The sequence below is a fragment of the Acinetobacter rudis genome, assembly GCF_031157835.1.
Taxonomy (GTDB): domain Bacteria; phylum Pseudomonadota; class Gammaproteobacteria; order Pseudomonadales; family Moraxellaceae; genus Acinetobacter; species Acinetobacter rudis_A.
On sequence record NZ_JAVIDR010000028.1, the window covers coordinates 13,693 to 32,622 of the forward strand.

The 18,930-nt window shown below is 37.0% G+C and carries 15 protein-coding genes; 7 read left to right on the forward strand and 8 right to left on the reverse strand.

Annotation, left to right across the window (positions count from 1 at the left end):
- Window positions 1-364: 364 nt before the first annotated feature.
- Window positions 365-2,194 carry a dihydroxy-acid dehydratase gene (ilvD, locus tag RFH42_RS15880; protein ID WP_308976848.1) on the forward strand — a complete coding sequence of 610 codons (1,830 nt, stop codon included), beginning with the start codon at window positions 365-367 and terminating at the stop codon, window positions 2,192-2,194.
- 234 nt (window positions 2,195-2,428) lie between these two features.
- Window positions 2,429-3,739 (forward strand): hypothetical protein, encoded by a 1,311-nt coding sequence (locus tag RFH42_RS15885; RefSeq protein ID WP_308976849.1) that lies wholly within the window; start codon window positions 2,429-2,431, stop codon window positions 3,737-3,739.
- Here the strand turns inward: RFH42_RS15885 and RFH42_RS15890 are convergent.
- Complete coding sequence (locus RFH42_RS15890; protein ID WP_308976851.1) at window positions 3,721-4,056, reverse strand: hypothetical protein; 336 nt, start codon at window positions 4,054-4,056, stop codon at window positions 3,721-3,723. The two genes, RFH42_RS15885 and RFH42_RS15890, sit on opposite strands and share 19 nt — an antisense overlap.
- 206 nt (window positions 4,057-4,262) lie before the next feature.
- Window positions 4,263-5,261 (reverse strand): hypothetical protein, encoded by a 999-nt coding sequence (locus RFH42_RS15895; protein ID WP_308976853.1) that lies wholly within the window; start codon window positions 5,259-5,261, stop codon window positions 4,263-4,265.
- Window positions 5,262-5,628: 367 nt separating this feature from the next.
- Between RFH42_RS15895 and RFH42_RS15900 the strand changes: the two genes are divergently transcribed.
- On the forward strand, window positions 5,629-6,366 hold the full coding sequence (locus RFH42_RS15900) for a sulfite exporter TauE/SafE family protein (protein ID WP_308976854.1): 738 nt from the start codon (window positions 5,629-5,631) through the stop codon (window positions 6,364-6,366).
- Here RFH42_RS15900 and RFH42_RS15905 read toward each other — a convergent pair.
- From RFH42_RS15905 to RFH42_RS15915, 3 genes are all read right to left on the reverse strand, one after another.
- Window positions 6,363-7,265: a LysR substrate-binding domain-containing protein gene (locus tag RFH42_RS15905; RefSeq protein ID WP_308976855.1), complete on the reverse strand. Its 903-nt coding sequence runs from the start codon at window positions 7,263-7,265 to the stop codon at window positions 6,363-6,365. The genes RFH42_RS15900 and RFH42_RS15905 overlap by 4 nt on opposite strands.
- Window positions 7,266-7,435: 170 nt before the next feature.
- Window positions 7,436-9,625 carry a TonB-dependent receptor gene (locus tag RFH42_RS15910; protein ID WP_308976857.1) on the reverse strand — a complete coding sequence of 730 codons (2,190 nt, stop codon included), beginning with the start codon at window positions 9,623-9,625 and terminating at the stop codon, window positions 7,436-7,438.
- A 368-nt stretch (window positions 9,626-9,993) separates the two neighbouring features.
- Window positions 9,994-10,596: a LysE family translocator gene (locus RFH42_RS15915; RefSeq protein ID WP_308976858.1), complete on the reverse strand. Its 603-nt coding sequence runs from the start codon at window positions 10,594-10,596 to the stop codon at window positions 9,994-9,996.
- Between the two features lie 99 nt (window positions 10,597-10,695).
- Here RFH42_RS15915 and RFH42_RS15920 point away from each other — a divergent pair, with 99 nt between their 5' ends.
- On the forward strand, window positions 10,696-11,571 hold the full coding sequence (locus tag RFH42_RS15920; protein WP_374990845.1) for a LysR family transcriptional regulator: 876 nt from the start codon (window positions 10,696-10,698) through the stop codon (window positions 11,569-11,571).
- A 43-nt stretch (window positions 11,572-11,614) separates the two neighbouring features.
- Here RFH42_RS15920 and RFH42_RS15925 read toward each other — a convergent pair whose 3' ends face one another.
- The 3 genes from RFH42_RS15925 to grpE all read right to left on the reverse strand — a co-directional run bounded on the left by RFH42_RS15925 (window position 11,615) and on the right by grpE (window position 15,782).
- The gene (locus RFH42_RS15925) at window positions 11,615-12,910 is read right to left on the reverse strand and encodes a solute carrier family 23 protein (protein ID WP_308976860.1); all 1,296 of its coding nucleotides are present in this window, start codon (window positions 12,908-12,910) and stop codon (window positions 11,615-11,617) included.
- 262 nt (window positions 12,911-13,172) lie between these two features.
- Entirely contained in the window at window positions 13,173-15,116 is a 1,944-nt protein-coding gene (dnaK, locus tag RFH42_RS15930) for a molecular chaperone DnaK (protein WP_308976861.1), read from the reverse strand.
- Between the two features lie 120 nt (window positions 15,117-15,236).
- Entirely contained in the window at window positions 15,237-15,782 is a 546-nt protein-coding gene (gene grpE / locus RFH42_RS15935) for a nucleotide exchange factor GrpE (RefSeq protein ID WP_308976862.1), read from the reverse strand.
- A 584-nt stretch (window positions 15,783-16,366) separates the two neighbouring features.
- Between grpE and RFH42_RS15940 the strand changes: the two genes are divergently transcribed.
- The 3 genes from RFH42_RS15940 to RFH42_RS15950 all read left to right on the forward strand — a co-directional run bounded on the left by RFH42_RS15940 (window position 16,367) and on the right by RFH42_RS15950 (window position 18,661).
- Window positions 16,367-16,639: a hypothetical protein gene (locus RFH42_RS15940; RefSeq protein ID WP_308976863.1), complete on the forward strand. Its 273-nt coding sequence runs from the start codon at window positions 16,367-16,369 to the stop codon at window positions 16,637-16,639.
- A 264-nt stretch (window positions 16,640-16,903) separates the two neighbouring features.
- A complete protein-coding gene (locus tag RFH42_RS15945) occupies window positions 16,904-17,974 on the forward strand; it encodes an alpha/beta hydrolase (RefSeq protein ID WP_308976866.1) in 1,071 nt (356 codons plus the stop codon).
- A 135-nt stretch (window positions 17,975-18,109) separates the two neighbouring features.
- Window positions 18,110-18,661 carry a peptidylprolyl isomerase gene (locus tag RFH42_RS15950; RefSeq protein WP_308976864.1) on the forward strand — a complete coding sequence of 184 codons (552 nt, stop codon included), beginning with the start codon at window positions 18,110-18,112 and terminating at the stop codon, window positions 18,659-18,661.
- Window positions 18,662-18,930: the final 269 nt, after the last annotated feature.

An 18,930-nucleotide genomic window follows, 5' to 3' on the forward strand; every position in this document is an offset into this window, starting at 1 on the left:
CATTCCATAACGGCGCTCAGAAGCAGGGGCCAGTATTTAAGCTCAAGTTCTGTGGATACTATTAATAAAATATTTTTATTAAAAAATTAAAAATTATTCATATAAGTTTTAAATTGTTTTTTCCCAGTTCAGCGTATAGTGAACAGTATGATTAAGTTCGATCATGATCTAAATTGTCGTGAAGTAGTCAATAGCATGAATTTATGCTGTGATTCACTGTGGTAAAGCTTGATCAAATATTACAAAACCCTATAGTATGGTGTTGGATATTTGTGCGTATGTACGCATTTTAATATCACTCATCATTCAGCCAGAGAGAATGAAATATTCATCTCAAGCACAAATTTTGTTGGAACTATACACAATGCCTGACTATCGTTCAAAAACATCGACACATGGAAGAAATATGGCTGGCGCACGTGGATTATGGCGTGCGACAGGGATGAAAGATGAAGATTTTGGAAAACCGATTATTGCGGTGGTCAACTCGTTCACTCAATTCGTCCCAGGCCATGTTCATCTGAAAGATTTAGGTCAGCTAGTTGCTGAACAAATTCATGCTGCGGGTGGTGTTGCTAAAGAATTTAATACCATTGCCGTGGATGATGGTATTGCGATGGGACACGATGGTATGTTGTATTCATTACCTTCACGTGACTTAATTGCAGATTCTGTTGAATATATGGTCAACGCACATTGCGCCGATGCAATGGTTTGTATTTCAAACTGCGATAAAATCACACCTGGAATGTTAATGGCTTCTATGCGTTTAAACATTCCTGTTATTTTTGTTTCTGGTGGCCCAATGGAAGCGGGCAAGGTTAAATATCGTGGCGAAGATCGAGCGATTGACCTTGTTGATGCAATGGTCGTGGCTGCTGATGACAATTATAGTGATGAAGAAGTTCAGGCATTTGAACGCTCTGCATGTCCAACATGTGGTTCATGTTCAGGAATGTTCACTGCAAACTCAATGAACTGTTTGACTGAAGCTCTAGGCCTTTCTTTACCAGGAAATGGTTCAACTTTGGCAACACATGCTAATCGTAAGAAATTGTTCTTAAAAGCAGGTGAAAAAATTGTTGAATTGGCGAAGCGTCATTATGAGCAAAATGATTACAGCATTTTACCTCGTTCAATTGCAACTAAAGCAGCTTTTAATAATGCCATGACTTTAGATATTGCTATGGGTGGCTCAACCAATACAGTATTGCATTTATTGGCAGCAGCAAATGAAGCAGAAGTTGATTTCAGTATGACTGACATTGACCAGTTATCACGTAAAGTTCCTGTATTGTGTAAAGTTGCACCAGCTGTACCAGATGTACATATGGAAGATATTCACCGTGCAGGTGGCATTATGTCAATCTTAGGTGAATTAGACCGTGCAGGATTGCTTGATACGTCTGTGAGTACAGTACATGAGCCGACATTGAAAGATGCTCTTGATAAGTGGGATATTATTCGTACTGAAGATGCTGAAGTATATGAATTTTTCCGTTCAGCACCTGGTGGCGTACCAACACAAGTTGCATTCTCACAAGATCGTTATTACTCGACTTTAGATGGTAACCGTGAAAAAGGTGTGATTCGTAATGCCGAGCATGCATTCTCTAAAGATGGTGGCTTAGCAGTACTGTACGGCAATATTGCACTTGATGGTTGTATTGTAAAAACTGCAGGTGTAGATGAGTCTATCTTAAAATTTAATGGTACAGCTCGAGTTTTCGAAAGCCAAGATGCTGCCGTAGAAGCGATTTTAGACCAACAAGTTAAAGCAGGCGATGTGGTTGTTATTCGCTATGAAGGTCCACGTGGTGGCCCAGGTATGCAAGAAATGTTGTATCCAACCAGTTACTTAAAGTCTAAGGGCTTAGGCAAGGCCTGTGCTTTAGTCACTGATGGTCGTTTCTCTGGTGGGTCATCAGGTTTATCAATTGGCCATGTTTCACCAGAAGCAGCTGAAGGTGGTACGATCGGTTTGGTTGAAGATGGTGATATTATTCAAATTGATATCCCTAACCGTACAATCCATTTAGATGTAAATGAGCAAACGCTAGCTGAGCGCCGTGTTGCACAAGAGCAAGCAGGGTGGCAACCAGCTGTGCCTCGTAAGCGTAAGATTTCTAAAGCACTTAAAGCTTATGCAATGCATACAACGAGTGCAGCTAAAGGTGCAGTACGCGAAATCTAAATACTTTTTTGATTGTATCTATATAAAAAAATACCCAAGCATCGTCTTGGGTATTTTTTTGACTCGTTTTTATGACTTTGATTGCACAGAAAGACACCGTAACCTTGGGTATTTTGGATGTATAATTGATCATTCTCTTACAAATTGTTATAACCCTCTATAGGAAGGCTTTATACTTTTCTATAGAAAACTCAGCTGCGCTCAGTATTTTTTGCTATTAATCGAGGTTAACTCATGTCCTTGCTACGCCGTTGGTTTGATCCAATTCGATCGCGCTGGTTTTATCAAAAACAAAGTCGCCAAGCGGTGTTACCCACGGAACAGGGATTGAGTATTTACTTACGTTTAGACGATGTTTATAGCTATTTGGCTGTGCAACAGTTAACTCAATTAGACGAATTATTAAGCCCAGAATTAAAACCCCTTACTATTTTTATTTCAAATACTAGTGCAGAACCACCAAATCAGATGAGTGTGGCAGAGTGGCATCAGTATTGTTTGAATGATGCCAAAATCTTAGCTAAACAGCATCGTTTTCGCTATGACGAGGAAAAGCCTGAACAACCAACAGCAGAAGCATTAAAGCAGGCTGAAACCATTTTGCGTCATACACCACTAACAGGACAAAACTTCTTATATTTACTTGAAGATGTTTTTCATATGTTGTGGCAACAACAGTATGGCAAATTGCGCACTTTATATGTGATGGCGTGTCAGCATCATAAACCACAAAATCTTCCTGAACGTATTTTTACTGATACACCCGTATTGGCCAGCTATTTTGAGTTTGGTGGCCGCAAGTATCATGCTGTAGATGATTTGCTACGTTTAACCCGTCGTTTACGCCAACAAAAACTATTAACTGGCACACCTATTTTTTTGATTAATCATATTGAGTGGCGTGAACATTTATTGAATGATGCCGAGGAGCTGGCAGAAATTCAGGCGATGCATCCTGAACTTGATTTGTATATTGCCCTTGAAGACCCAATTAGCTGGTTAGTGTTAGCTTATATACGTGAGGAGTTGGCAGACTACTACAATATTCAATTGAATGTTTATCCGCTGAGTTATTGTGGTCGAGATTTATTTGATTGGAGTTTGGCGACACGGTTATCAAAACGGACAGAAGTCAAATTTACACCATTTTGCCGACCAACCCGTGAGGCAACTTTGGCGATGGCACAGCTCTTTTATAGTGTTGCTGATGATCAACGTATTGATACAATGTATCGAATTTTACAAGCTGTTTGGACTGAAGCTAAGGATTTTTCTTATGCAGCTCATGTGCAGAAAATGCAGTATGACTTAGCATTAGAACAACTCACGACCATCGATATCCCTGCTCAATTACAGCAAAATGATCAAGCGTGTGATGGCAAACTACAACCCAATCTTCCTGTGCTTGTGTTAAGGATTGAGGGTGAAGAATATGTCTTTAATAGTTTGTATCGAGTATGGATGATTGAAAGTATTTTCAGTAATGTTCTCGAACAAAAATATAAAGATGATAATGATGCTAGCTTTCAAGAAGCAGCTGAGTAATTTACCTCAGTAACAAGCCAATTGCGTTTAATCGTAACTGGGGCAAAAGTTGCTTCAGGGTGTATTGAGATTGAATGCTGGGTGCAGAAAGGGCGAAGTTCCTCGCCTGTTTTAAGACGAACTTTCCACAGAATACATCCATTTCGCCCACCACTATAATATTGGTGGAGTACTTGAACTGTTGTTTGTTGTGATGGTGTGAAGGCTAAACTGAGCCATGAGAAATAAAATAAACAAGCACTCATAAATAACCAGATTAAACCAATAATGCCTAAACTCGCCCAAAAGTTTTTAAATGTGCTACGCCAACCATTCATATAGAGTAATAGGCCATATATCGAGAGCAGTGTTAAAATTCCAATTGCCCAGCAGATATATATGGTGTTGAGTGTGTACACATAAGAGAAAGTGAAAAACAAACTCAAGAATAGCCATAATATAAAGAGAAATAACAAACTGAATCCGATTATCCAAGGGAGTAGTTGCATAAGTACGGCAAAGGGCATTGTCGATTTAACTCAGTTTAATGTTCAGTAATTTGGCATTGTTTTTGTTGCTCAGCGTAGAGTTTTTCATAGTTGGCTAACCAAGTTTGAAATTCTGGCTGGAAGCGAATATTAGCATAGAGTGGGTCGGTATTTTTAAAGTTATGTACAGCCGTTGCATCATTACTGTTTGGGTCTAATTGGTTCAGATAAAACATGGTTAAAGTAAATTGTCGGTTTAAGGCATAGTACCCTGCTAAAAATTCTTTTTCACGTTGGCTTAGGGTTTGTTGTTGATGGCGATAGTTTTCAATGAAACTGTGTTGTTGTTTTAACCATTGTGTTGCTTGTTGAGGGTTATGGATAAACAAGTAACGATAATATTTTTGAATAAAAATAATGGTATTACCGAAGTTATCTGGCTCACTTTGTTGTTTCAGTACCTTGAAATAATAAGGTGTAAGTTGGTCAAAACGTTGCTTTTGTAGCGAGTATGAATTGGCTTGTTGTTGATAGATATCTAACTGATCAAGTAATACATTCAAGTGATGTAATTGAAAACTATCTTCTTCAGGATTATCTTTTATGAGCTTTGCACTAATGCGTTCTGCCTGGGTTAATAGGGCAAGGCGTTGACTCTGATCACTATTCTTACGATAAAAAACAGATTGCCGTGCGAAGTTTAAACTATGGTTATAGGCTAGAGTGGGATATTCTTTTTGATAAATCTTACCTGCTTGATAAACCTGATCACTTTGCTGCCAGTAGTTTAGCGATTGTTGGTAACAATGTTGTTGATCTAATAATTCAGCATAATTAGAAAGTAATGTTGCATAGTTATTAATAAAACTCATTTGATCATAATCATCAACATCTAATTGTTTGGCCAAAATAGAAAACAGGATGCGTCCTTGTTTTAAATCTTGTTGATAAAGACTTAATGCTGATAACTGCATTTTTTCAGTATAGAGATAATGGAGATGATCATTGAAGTCTGAAATTTCAAGCGCTATATCTTGGGGCGGTGGGGCTGACACAAGCACTTGTTGTGGTTTTATATTCTCTAATGAATGACCAGTCTTCCGTAAAACTGCATGACTCTGATGCGTATAAAATAAAGTCGAGCCGAATAATATCAAAAGTGGCAAATACGATCGCATATGAAGTCAGTACTCTAAGCTAAAAATTATTGCATCATTGCTAAAATATACATGGTCTAACTTTGCCTTAAAAGCTCAGTATTTAAATTAAGCAATATATATCCATTATTTTTTTATTTATTTGCCATAAAGATTTTTTCTAATTTACAGCCTCAATTTTTACTTGAGGCCTATTCAAAATTTCATGATTTTGCATGAACTGAACATGACCTAGTATCACAGTATTCGATTTGTGGAGAGTATGATGCTAGGTTTTATTATGGTTGTATTTACTCTAGCAGGGTTCATCAAAGGAGTGATTGGGTTGGGGCTACCCGCTGTTTCTATGGGATTATTAACTGTTTTTTTAAGTCCCTATCAGGCAGCAAGTTTATTAATTGTTCCATCTATGTTGACCAATTTTTGGCAACTCTTTGCAGAAGGAGAAGTCCTTGCATTATTAAAGCGTTTTTGGAGTTTAGTTGTTGGGATTATAGTCGGCTCGATATGGAGTATTTTTCCAACGCTGAGTGATCAGACTTTTCCTAGTGAGGCCTTACTTGGTGCAATGTTAGCACTGTATGGTCTCTATGGATTAATGGGAAAAAAACTTGCTGATTTATCCGCTTATGAGCGTTATTTATCACCTATTGTTGGATACCTAGGAGGGGCTTTAACAGTTGCGACTGGCGTGATCGTGATACCAGTAGTCCCTTATGTTCAGTCCTTACAGCTTAAGCGTGATCAGCTGGTACAAACTTTAGGTTTGGCATTTACAGTCTCAACTTGTTGTTTGGCAGTGTTTCTTTATCAAAATCCAGTGGAACAAGCTTTACCTACTCACATGATTCTTATGTTGGGGCTTGTCCCTGCTTTATTGGGAATGTGGTTGGGAACCAAGATCCGTTATCGTATTTCTGAAGAAAGGTTTCGCCGTATATTTTTTATTGGTGTATTTACTCTTGGGAGTTATATGTTATTACATCGGATTTGGTTATTTTAATCTAAAGTAAGTTTGCTTTTTTGGGACAGTAAAAATTGAGTGAGGTGCTGATAGGGGAGGCTCAGTTGCTCAAAGTCTCGTGCAGCAATATGTAATTGACGATTTGCCCAAGCTCCAAGAAGTTCGACACTATGAAAATCAAATTGTTGAGCATAACGTAACATCGCACGTTTGGGCATAATGGCTACACCTACACCATCTGCCACAACTTGAGCAATTGCAGAAAAGTTGGGTAGACGTAAGCGATAGTGTAAATCGAAACCGAGTTGTTTTGCCTGTGTCTCAATGGATTTCTGTAAAGAGTGATAAGGCATCAAGCCAACAAAAGTAAAGTGTAAAGCGTTGCTGAGCTCAATTTCATTTATGTTGGCTAAGTCATGATTTTTTGGGCAAATTAGCACTAAGGGATCATCACAGAGAATAAAGCTTTGTAATGGTTGCAGGGCAAAGAAGTTTGAGACAATTCCCAGTTCTGCTTGGCCTTGCTGTAGTGCTGCAATGATGTCAGAACTTTCAGCTTCTTTGAAATCAATTTGTAGCTGCGGATTCTGATTTAGATATTGTGGGAGCAGTTGGGGTAAATACTCACTTTGAGCAGATGAGTTACACCAAAGACAAATGCGTTGTTGCCCAGTGGAAAAATATTGCATGTGTTGTTCTAGACGATAATATTCATTGAGTAGACGTTGAGCATATTCAGCAAATTGTTGTCCAGCTAAATTTAGAGTAACCCCAGTCGCATGACGATTAAACAAAGTGACTTGGTAATAAAATTCTAACTTTTTAATCCGTTCACTTGCCGCTTGTAAGGAGATTGCTGACCGTTCAGCACCTTTGGTTAAACTTCCTGTTTCGACGATATTTAAGAACAGTGTTAAATCAAAAAAACTTAAACGCATGGCCTAGTAAATCAATCCAAGAGAACTTTATTCTCATCAGCTTAGCATTATCTTTACAACACTTTTCTTTAAAATTGTATTTATATCAAGATGGATTTTTAAGGGTGGTGTCCTTTATAGACAATAATGTCTATAAAGGTACTCAGAGGTTTGAGATAACTGTCCGTATATTAGAAATAATAATTCATACGAAAGAGATAATTTCGTGGTGTTCCAGGCATAGAGGTTGAGCGCCAGTATTTTTCATCAGTGAGGTTATTAACGGCAAAGCTCGCACTCCAAGTATTATTTTTATAACCTATTGCTGCATCAATACGCTCAAAGCCAGCAGCTTTTTGGGTATTTTCTTTATTGCCATAATAAGAGCCAACATAGGTATAACCCAGTTCAGTATACAAATTATCGAGAGGCAAATAGCGTACAAAAAGATTACCTGTATTCTTGGAGACATCCTTAAGGCGGTTACCCTCTAAAGCAGGTGTTTCTTTGTCTTCTTTAACCGTTGCATTGGTATAACCATAACCTCCACGAATATATAAATTATCTAGCACTTTACCAATAAAGCTTAACTCAATACCTTTGGATTGATGTTCTCCTGCAACTGCAAAATCATCGGGACGATTTTCCGGATCAGGTTTATAGCGAATATTTTTTTTGCGGATATCATAAACTGAAAGCTGTGTATTTAAGCGTTGATCAAACCAGTCACTTTTTACACCTATTTCATATTGATCGTTATATTGTGGTTCTGCATTAAAGGCATTTAAATTTGTGTTACTACTGACTGCATTAACGCCCATGCTACCGCCAAAAGGTGAAAAACTTTTGCTATATGAAGCATAAAAACTTTGATTTTCAGTTGGTTGCCATATAATTCCAGCATTTGGACTAAAGGTATTATCGCTCACTGAGCGACGTTGATCTTGGTCGCCGTCTGCTTTTAATTTATTTGTTGTTGTGTTTTCATAATAATCATAACGACCTCCTAGCATGAGTTTAAAATGTTCATTGAAACTAATGAGGTCTTGCATAAATACAGCGTAGTTTGAGCCTTCATTATAGTTATGCTGATTAATTTTTAACTCACGATCTTGACGGTTGTTAAAGCGTTCACCTGTGGTTGGATTAATAAAACCAACTATTTTTTCTCCATTTACATAACTATTGGCAAGTATAGGTTCTCTTTCTTCGTATACCCAGTCGGCACCAAACATTATGTTATGTTTTATTTTGCCAGTATAAACTTCTCCTTTTAAGTCAAAACTATTAGAAGTTGTTTTGTTTGAGGTTTGTTGCCAATAATAGTTTTGATTTACTGTTCCAGGGTTTTGACAGGCTTTGCCTACACTATTGATATTATTTTCATTGCAATAGTAACCAGCATAAAAGTGATCAAAGTTTTGGAAGGCTTCGCGATAACTCACCGCCCAATGGAATTTCCACTGATTTGATAGGTCATAGTTTAAATCTGACCGCATTACTTCCGAACGGTCATAAATATAATCGCCGTGTTGAGCAAAGCCCATTTTTATCGATGTTCCAGCAGGAAGTTCTGAAAAATTGGGGCCACGATCAGGAACTCGGTCAATCTTGTCGTAAGTATATTGGGTGGTCCAGGTCAGAGTTTGATCATCATTACGATAAGTAAAACTTGGCGATATCATTTCTGTTTTAGTGCCAATACCCTGACGGAAACTGTCGCTATCCCCAAGTTCTCCAGTTAATCGAATTGCGAAATTGTCATTCACAGCTTGGTTGAAATCAAGTGTAGCGCCAATGTTGTGATATGAACCTGCATATAATCCAACGGAACTTGGAGAATCAAAGTTGGCATACTTACTTACCATATTGACAACTCCACCGCCTGCACTACGTCCATAGAGTACAGAAGCAGGCCCTTTTAGTATTTCAATACGCTCAATATTTGCAGTACTACGACGAATTTGTCCACTCTCACGGACACCATCACGGTAAATATCACCTAAATCTGAGTCGAATCCGCGCAACATAATCCCATCTTCACGAGTGTCATAAGTTGTGGATACACCCGGTGTACCTTGTAACATCACACTCAGATCATTACTGCCATAAATTTTGTATTTAGATACATCAATCGTATCTACTGTTTGAGGAATATCTTTCTTATCTAGGCCATTGCGCGTGACATTGGCATTTTTATAGTCCACATAAGTTTTAATCGGATCACCTTCGGCCATCGCTTCAATAACAATGGTAGGTAGTACAACTCTCTGATTGTCAATAACTGTTTGCTCTTCAATACTTTCAGCATAGTTGAGTGTTGATGTTGTTGCACTTATCGTTGATAAAAGCAAAGTTAAAGGATGTTTGCGGAACTTCATGAATGCTATTTGTATTGATAATCGTTATCGTTTATTTTATCAATAAAGAGCAGATGTGCAATATTTTTGTATTACTGTTGTTTATTTTTACTTCAAAGTCGGAAATAACATTAAGTAAGATTAGGAAATTAAAAAGTCAGCCTCAACATCCTATTGAGACTGACTCATTATATTGCTTTAAGGTAGGACGCCAGTCATACCAAGTTTTTGCTCATTATCCAATTATTTATTTTTGATCTTATTAATATGAAAACGCCATGTTCTCTGTAAGGTCAGAATATAAAATTTTGCATTGTAGACCTAGCAGTAAAAAACATGTTTAGCTGTAATCCACAGCGTATAAATATGTGAATAGAGATATTTCATGGTTAAAATAAATGACTGAACAATAGTGCTAACCCTAATATAATCAATATACTACCGATAATACGATTAATTCGACTTTGTTGTGTCAACAGCTTTTGTCGAATAGTGGGTTGGGAAAAAACTAAGCCTACCAGTGTAAACCAAAAAAAATGCATTAATGCTATAAACAGGCCATAACCAATGAATACACTGCTAGCATAAGCAATCATTTGTGTATAAATACTTATGACAAATAAAGCCGTTTTGGGATTAAGTGCATTGGTAAGGAATCCAGTTTTAAATGCGAGTAGGGGGGACAATTGGGTAAAATGATTTGTATCTACTACAGTTGTTTGAATAAAAGTTTTATAACCAATATAGATGAGATAGCTTGCACCGATATAACGAATAATATTTAAAAAAATCGAGCTGTCCTGTAATGCTAGGTTGAATATGATTAACGCATAACTCACATGAAAGAGTACGCCTAAAGCAATACCTAATGCAGTTAAAATACCTATAGATCGGCCATATAAATAACTATTTTTAGTGACGACAGCAAAATCTGCCCCAGGACTAATAACAGCTAAAACTGTGATACAAAGGACTGCAATAAATTCTGGCATAGTTTTAATGTTTGAATAAAAAAGACATAATGATTTTGCTTCAATTGTGGAAAATTAAAATTGAATAATTTGCCTATACCTATATGAGTTTTTGGAATGATTGATCACAAAGTCCCATTAAATTCTCTTAAATTTTTTTATTATGTCGCAGAGTTTGGCAGTGTTAGTTTAGCTGCTGAAAAATTATATTTAACTCAAAGTGCAGTGAGTAAACAAATCAAGAGCCTCGAACAAGCTCTTATGTTGCAATTGTTTGATCGTATAAATAAGTCCTTGGTGTTAACAAATGAGGGCCGTATCCTTTATGTGTGCTGCCAACAGATTTTTGGGCAGCTACAACAATGTCTTGGACAAATTCAACATAGTACTGTGCAAAATAAAGCATTGGTTTTATCTTGTGAACCAACACTTTCGATGAAATGGCTTATTCCCCGTTTAGCAACAGTTCATCAATTAAATTGGGGGTTTGAAGTGATTCTACAAACAGGTGGTGGCCCTGTAGATTTTAAGGAACAGCAAATTGATTTAGCACTAAGACGAAATGATTTTGAATGGGGAACAGAGCTATATAGTGAAAAGTTGGCTGATGAATATATGGTATTAGTACAAGGCCAACATTCCCAAATAAAAAGAAAATTATTATGGTCGAGTTCAAGACCCCATTTTGACAAGCAATTACGTAAGTATGAAAGTATTACAAAACGAATCCCACAGTCTGACTGGATTGCGCTAGAGCATTTTTATTTGTGTATTGAGGGATGCTTAGCTGGGTGGGGAGAAACACTTCTGTCAATTTATATGGTGGAAAAAGAATTAACCTATCAAACGCTACAACCAGTTATACCGATATTCTCAGATCATTCAGCCTATTATTTACTGTCAGCTGCAGCATTTGACAGTGATCCTCGTAAAATGGTTTTTATGCAGTGGTTGCAACAAGAAATGTTAAAAACGCAGCAGCAGTTCGTCATGTAAAAAAAGCCACTTTAAAGTGACTTTTTTATCTTTCATTGAGCGCTTAGTTTTTGAGACTAAATAACCAGTTAAGTAATAGGGCTGCAAAAGTTGCAGTGCCAATACCACCCAAGTTGAAATCTCCAAACTGCAAAGCAAAGTCGCCTGTACCTAAAATAATAGTGACTGCAGCAACCATTAAGTTTTTATTTTGAGAAAAATCAACTTTATTTTCAATCCAGATCTTCGCACCAGCAATGGTAATGAGACCAAAAACCACAATAGAAGCACCTGTTAAAATGGCTAAAGGTATAGTGTGGATCATGGCACCAAATTTTGGTGATAAACCTAAGAAAATTGCGAATATACCAGCAATAACAAAAACAATTGTAGAGTAAACACGTGTAACTGCCATCACGCCAATGTTTTCACCATAAGTTGTCATGCCTGGCGCACCAACACCACCTGATAAAGTGGTTGCTAGACCATCAGCGAGAAAAGCTTTACCAATATGTGGATCTAAATTTTCACCTGTCATCGCACTAACAGCTTTAATATGTCCAAGATTTTCAGCAACTAAAATCAATGCAATAGGGGCAATGATGAGCATGGCATGAGGATCAAGGACAGGTGCGTGCAAAGTAGGTATACCAAACCATGCTGCTTGTTGCATGGGTATAAAGTTGATAGGTGTACCTAATTGAAGAACATTCGTTGCAACAAAGTAGATTAGATAAGAAATGATTAAACCAACCAAGAGGAGTAAACGTTGTAATAATCCACGTGTGAAGACCGCAATAGAGCCCATACACAGTACAGTAATTAACGCCATCCACATTTCAAAGTTTTGTCCAGCAACCGATTTAATTGTTGTCGGTGCGAGGTTTAGGCCAATAATCATGACAACTGCACCAGTAACCACTGGTGGCATCAGTTTTTCAATCCAACGTGTACCTGTAAGCATTACCATCAGACCGAATAAGGCATAGAGTACACCACAAGCCATAATGCCACCTGCGGCTACACCGAGATTTAGGTTGGCTGCTCCAGTACCAGATGCTGCGTAGCCTGTTGCGGCAATAACAACTCCAATAAAGGCAAAACTTGAACCTAAATAGCTTGGAACACGACCGCCTGTAATCAGAAAGAATAAAATGGTACAAATTCCTGACATGAGTATGGCAAGATTAGGATCAAAGCCCATAAGAAAGGGCGCAAGTACTGTTGCACCAAACATGGCGAATGCGTGTTGTACACCTAAAATGATACTTTGTGCTGGAGCTAAGTACTCATCTGTACGTACAGGTTGTTGTTGAATATCACCTTGATAAGGTCGCCACTTTGGAAACCAATTGGACATAAACTGAGCACTCTAAAAGCAAATTGTGCACATGATACTCTGCTTTATTCAAAAAATATGTTTGTAATCGCATGAAAATATAAAATAAATAAGATAAGAGTTCTTTCCATTTACTTTTAGTTAGAGCATTTCGTGTAATTTTTTTCAAAATCAGTAAATTAATTATTTTATTTTTTGAAATTCTAAATGCCAGTAAATAACTCAAAATATAAAAAAACCGCGCAATTTGAATTTGCGCGGTTTCCCGTTAAATGCTCAACAATTATTTTTTGTCATCTTTAACTTCTGTAAATTCAGCATCTACAACACCGTCATCAGCTTTTTGATGTTGAGTTGCATCACCTTGGAATGCATTTGGATCAAAACCTTGTGCATCTCCACCTGCTTGTTGAGCTTGCTCATAAGCACGTTGAGTGATAGGCATCAAAATGTTTTGAAGAGCTTCAGTTTTAGCTTTGATTTCTTCAACATCATTTTCTTTAGCAGCAGCTTCTAACTCAGTCACAGCAGTTTCAACTGCAGTTTTCTCATCAGCAGTTACTTGTTCGCCTAAGTCTTTTACAGCTTTTTGCGAGCTAGAAATTAATGCATCAGCTTCGTTACGTGCCTTAGCTAATTCTTCAAACTTACGGTCTTCTTCAGCATTTGCTTCAGCATCTTTGATCATTGCTTCGATTTCAGCATCAGACAAACCTGAGTTTGCTTTAATCTGGATAGATTGCTCTTTACCAGTGCTCTTATCTTTAGCAGATACTTTTAAGATACCATCAGCGTTAATGTCAAATGATACTTCAATTTGTGGTACGCCACGTGGAGCAGGTGGAATATCGCCTAATTGGAAGTTACCCAATAATTTGTTTTGTTGAGCCATCTTACGTTCACCTTGGTAAACAGAGATGTCTACAGCTGGTTGATTGTCAGCAGCAGTAGAGAATACTTGTGATTTCTTCGCAGGAATCGTTGTGTTCTTCTCAATGATTGCTGTTAACACACCACCCATAGTTTCAATACCAAGAGTTAGCGGCGTTACGTCAAGTAAAAGTACGTCATTTTTGTCGCCAGACAATACTGCACCTTGAATTGCTGCACCCATTGCAACAGCTTCGTCTGGGTTCACATCTTTACGTGGTTCTTTACCAAAGAATTCTTGTACTTTTTGTTGTACAAGTGGCATACGTGATTGACCACCAACTAAAATGACATCAGAGATGTCTGAAGTTGAAAGACCAGCATCTTTCAGTGCAACTTTACATGGCTCAATTGTACGTGTAACAAGATCAGCAACCAAACCTTCAAGTTTTGCACGTGTTACATTAATCACTAAGTGTTTAGGACCAGATGCATCTGCTGTGATGTATGGCAAGTTAATTTCAGTTGAATTAGAAGAAGACAACTCAATTTTTGCTTTTTCAGCAGCTTCTTTTAAACGTTGTAATGCAAGAGGATCATTTTTTAAGTTAAAGTTTTGTTCTTTTTTGAACTCTTCAACTAAGTATTCAATCAATGCATTATCAAAGTCTTCACCACCAAGGAATGTATCACCATTTGTAGATAACACTTCAATTTGTTGGTCGCCATCAAGGTCTGCAATTTCGATAATAGAAACGTCGAAAGTACCACCACCAAGGTCATAGACAGCAACTTTACGGTCGCCTTCTTTTTTATCCATACCAAACGCAAGTGCAGCAGCAGTTGGTTCGTTGATAATACGTTTAACATCAAGACCAGCGATTTTACCAGCGTCTTTAGTTGCTTGACGTTGAGCATCGTTAAAGTAAGCCGGTACAGTTACAACTGCTTCAGTTACTGTTTCACCAAGATAGTCTTCAGCAGTTTTTTTCATCTTTTTCAAGATTTCAGCTGAAACTTGTTGTGGTGCAAGTTTTTTGTCATTGACTTCAACCCATGCATCACCATTGTCGGCTTTAATGATTTTATAAGGAACTAAGCCGATATCTTTTTGTACAGCACCATCTTCATAACGACGACCAATTAAACGTTTGATCGCGAATAAAGTGTTTTTAGGGTTAGTTACAGCTTGGCGTTTAGCGGATTGACCTACTAAAATTTCACCATCTTTGTAAGCAACGATAGATGGAGTTGTGCGAGCACCTTCTGCATTTTCAATTACTTTAACTTTGTCGCCCTCTAATACGGCAACACATGAGTTAGTTGTACCTAAGTCAATACCAATAATTTTAGCCATTGATGTATTCCTCAAAAATTTTTTTACAATAATTTATGCTTGTAATCCGATATGAGAGCCTTTCAGAATTTTTCAAGTGAAATATAGGAAAAAAATTAAAAGGCTATCAAAGAAGTTGTTTTATTGACCAACCATCACCATTGCTGGACGAAGTAAGCGATTTGAAAGGGTATAGCCCTTTTGTAGTACTGTGCCAATTTCACCTGCTTTGCTACTTGGATCAATACCAACTGCTTGGTGTAAATCAGCATTGAATCCTTGTGTTGTATCAACAACAACAACATCAAATTTTTCTAAAGTACTGAGCAGTGATTTAAGCGTGAGTTGTACACCTTCCACCATTGGGTCTTGACTATCGCCAGCAGCTTGAAGTGCACGTTCTAGATTGTCTACAGCGTCAAGAAGGTTTTTTGCAAACTTTTCTAATGCAAATTTTTTCGCTGAATCTGCTTCACGTTCTAAACGTTCTTTAGTTTTCTCTGCTTCATATTTTGCATTTGCAGCAATTGCTTTCTCATATTTTAAACTTTCTTCAAGTTTGACAATTTGGGCATTAAGATCTGCAATTTTTTGCTCATCAGTTTGCTGAACATCTTCCGCGTTTGCTTGTGTTTCAGCGTTATCTACCTGAATGTCTTGAGCTTGCTCATTTTGCTCATTTGCCATTGATGATCTCCGTTTAAATAGGTCTTTAAACATGTACAGTCCTTTACTGAATTACAGTATTTACAGATCGAAGGCTGAACTGCCATGAGTATGTAATTTGTTAATGTAAAGAGAAATGTGGGCAGTTCATAAAAATTCAAGCTTAGATGCTTTAAAATAGTTATATATCGAAGATAAAACCACAAAGAAAAGCATTGCCTTAAAGTGACTATAAGACTTTTAGAGGGTTTTTGTGAAGTTACAAGTAAATGAAGAGTCTGCAACAGGCAATAGACTTAGTTTTTACTACAATAATTTATTTGAGTTGTCTTTTTACGACTAAAGCTATGTTTTGTTAGAGGTGTTAATACAGCTCATGATTTGGGAAAGTTGTATATAAAACAAGTTTATATTTTAAAATTTATACAAGGCTTGATTTTTGTATTGAGTATTTGTGGTGTTAAGAAAAAGGTGAGAGCTTACTCGTTGTGGTAAAAGAGCTACGTTATAGGGGCTGATCGTTTCCTTTGAAAGATGAATGATGTTGAAGATCAAAATATTTAATGATTTTGATTCAACTTAACGATGAATAAAAGGAGATATAGATGGAAAAAGTAGCTTCAGTTTCCGTTTTATTAATAGCAACATTAATGATAGCAGGTTGTGCATTACGATCAGAACAACAACCTTTGGGCAACCAACAACAACCCCATGCTCTTGAACCCACAGCACCTGAAAACCCCAATTTAAACACATCCCCTGATACAAACCCAGTTATAAATCCAAATAACGATGTGTCTTCTCCTGCTGAAAATAGTATTATTCCAAATCAATCTAAGTCAAATAGCTATAAATCGACACAAGTATTAACTCCATAATATTTATAGCCTTTGAACCGTCAATACATTTAATTTATTTAAAATAAACAGTGAAGCTTTCGGCTCTACTGTTTATTTTTTTATGGTATAGCAGTGGCTTAAATTTACATGCTCAAGATAAATTAAAATAAATAATGTCAATGACAGCGATTATTGCTCTTCACTAGTATCTGAGGTGTGCAATTTACAATAATGAATGATGACCACATATTAATGTGGCGTACTCGTTGGAATATTTATGTCTGGTCAGTAGGGGAAGTTAATATGCAAAACTCTATACAACAAATAAATCAAAAGTTATTGAGTAAACAAGGTAGTGCAGCACGGGTGTTAGATCATATGCCTCGAATAGTGCATACCTCGATTGTAAAGGCATTAAAATATCCTTTTACTTATCCTGAGCTTGATAGCTTTAGTCAAGCACTGATGGCAATACAATATAAACAGGGGATTAGTGGTATTGTGGGGACTGATGTTCAGGCATCTCGCCAGCTATTTGAGTTAAATGCGCAAGCTTTAATAAAGCAAGTTACACCTGTGACTCAGGTTCGAGATTTAAAATTGCCTTTACAGAGTGGTGAAGTTGAAGCACGACATTATCATCCTGCACCAAATAAAAAACTACCGATGTTAATTTTTTATCATGGTGGAGGTTTTGTTGTGGGTAGTCGCGATACTCATGATGAAGTTTGTCGTTTGATTGCTGTCCATAGCAAAGTGCAAGTGTTGAGTTTGGAATATCCTCTGGCTCCCGAAGTTGGGCCTTATGTATTAATTAAATCATGTGAAGATGCTTTGGCTTGGGTATATCAAAATAGGAATCACTTTAAAATACTCAAACATCGCATTGCTGTTGCGGGTGATAGTGCTGGTGGTAATATTGCGACAGTTGTTGCACAAAGAAGTAAAAAAATGGCTTATGCGCCACAAGCACAATTTTTAATTTATCCAACTGTTGATTTTAAAAGCCGCCACCCTTCATTTTATATGTACAAGGAAGGATTGGTTTTAACAGGAAAAGATGTAGAGCTTGTCACAGAGTATTATGCCCTTAAACATCATATAGAACTTGATGATCCGATTATCTCACCGACTTATGGGGATATTAAAAAAGTTGCCCCTACTTTTTTGGTGACAGCAGGGCACGATATTTTACATGATGAGGCTAAAATTTATGCCTATAAGTTAAAACAAAATGGAGTGCAGGTGCATTACCAAGAATATGTAGACCAATTTCATGGTTTTATAAACCTGACATCTATTTCAAATAAGGCTAAAAAGTATGTGATTGAAATGAGTAGAGGCTTTAGAAAGTTTTGGGATAAAAACTGTTGATGAATAAAATTGGGTTTCCTTTGTGATGGAGGGAGACCCTAATATTGCTTTATCACCATCAATGAACAATAAATTAAAGCAAGATATGCTAAATATATAGTCTTTCCTAATTTAAATACTTATAGAGTAATGTAAATGATTAAACAACTTATGCTTGTCGTTGGGTTGAGCGGTTTTGGTGCTTCAGTTTATGCGAACACACATATGCTAGTACAAACGAATTATGGAAATATTGAAATAGAGCTATATGACGATAAAGCTCCAGTATCTGTACAAAATTTTAAAAATTATGCAAATAAGAATTTCTACAATGGAACCATTTTTCATCGAGTAATTCCTGGTTTTATGATCCAAGGCGGTGGCTTTGATAAGAATATGGTGGAGAAGAGTACACAAGCTCCTATTCAGAACGAATCAAATAATGGATTAAAAAATCTACGTGGTACATTGGCGATGGCACGAACCAATGATCCTAATTCAGCAACAAGTCAGTTCTTCATTAATGTGGCAGACAATGCATTTTTAAATCGTGGACCAATGAATCCTGGCTATGCAGTGTTTGGTAAAGTGACAAAGGGCATGGAAATCGTTGATAAAATCGTAAAAGTCCCTACAGGTGCTTACGGAATGCACCAAGATGTACCAAAACAAAGCGTTATTATTACGAATGTAAAGTTAATCAAATAATTTAAAGTAAGAATCGGATTAAAAAGCCAAAAATAAAGTAGAAATATTTTGGTCATATTTCTACTTTATAATTATATAGTTACGCAAGTTTGGTTTAAAAAACGAACCAATTTGGTGCATAAAAATCCAACAGTCAGAAATAAAATCGCTGTAAGCCTCTTGCAGCCTAAAAAAAATCTCCTATAATGAGCTCATCCCGACGCGATACAGGCAACGAACTTAGTTCAAAGGGCTAGGTTGTTGAATAAGTATTGCGTTTAACTTTCTAC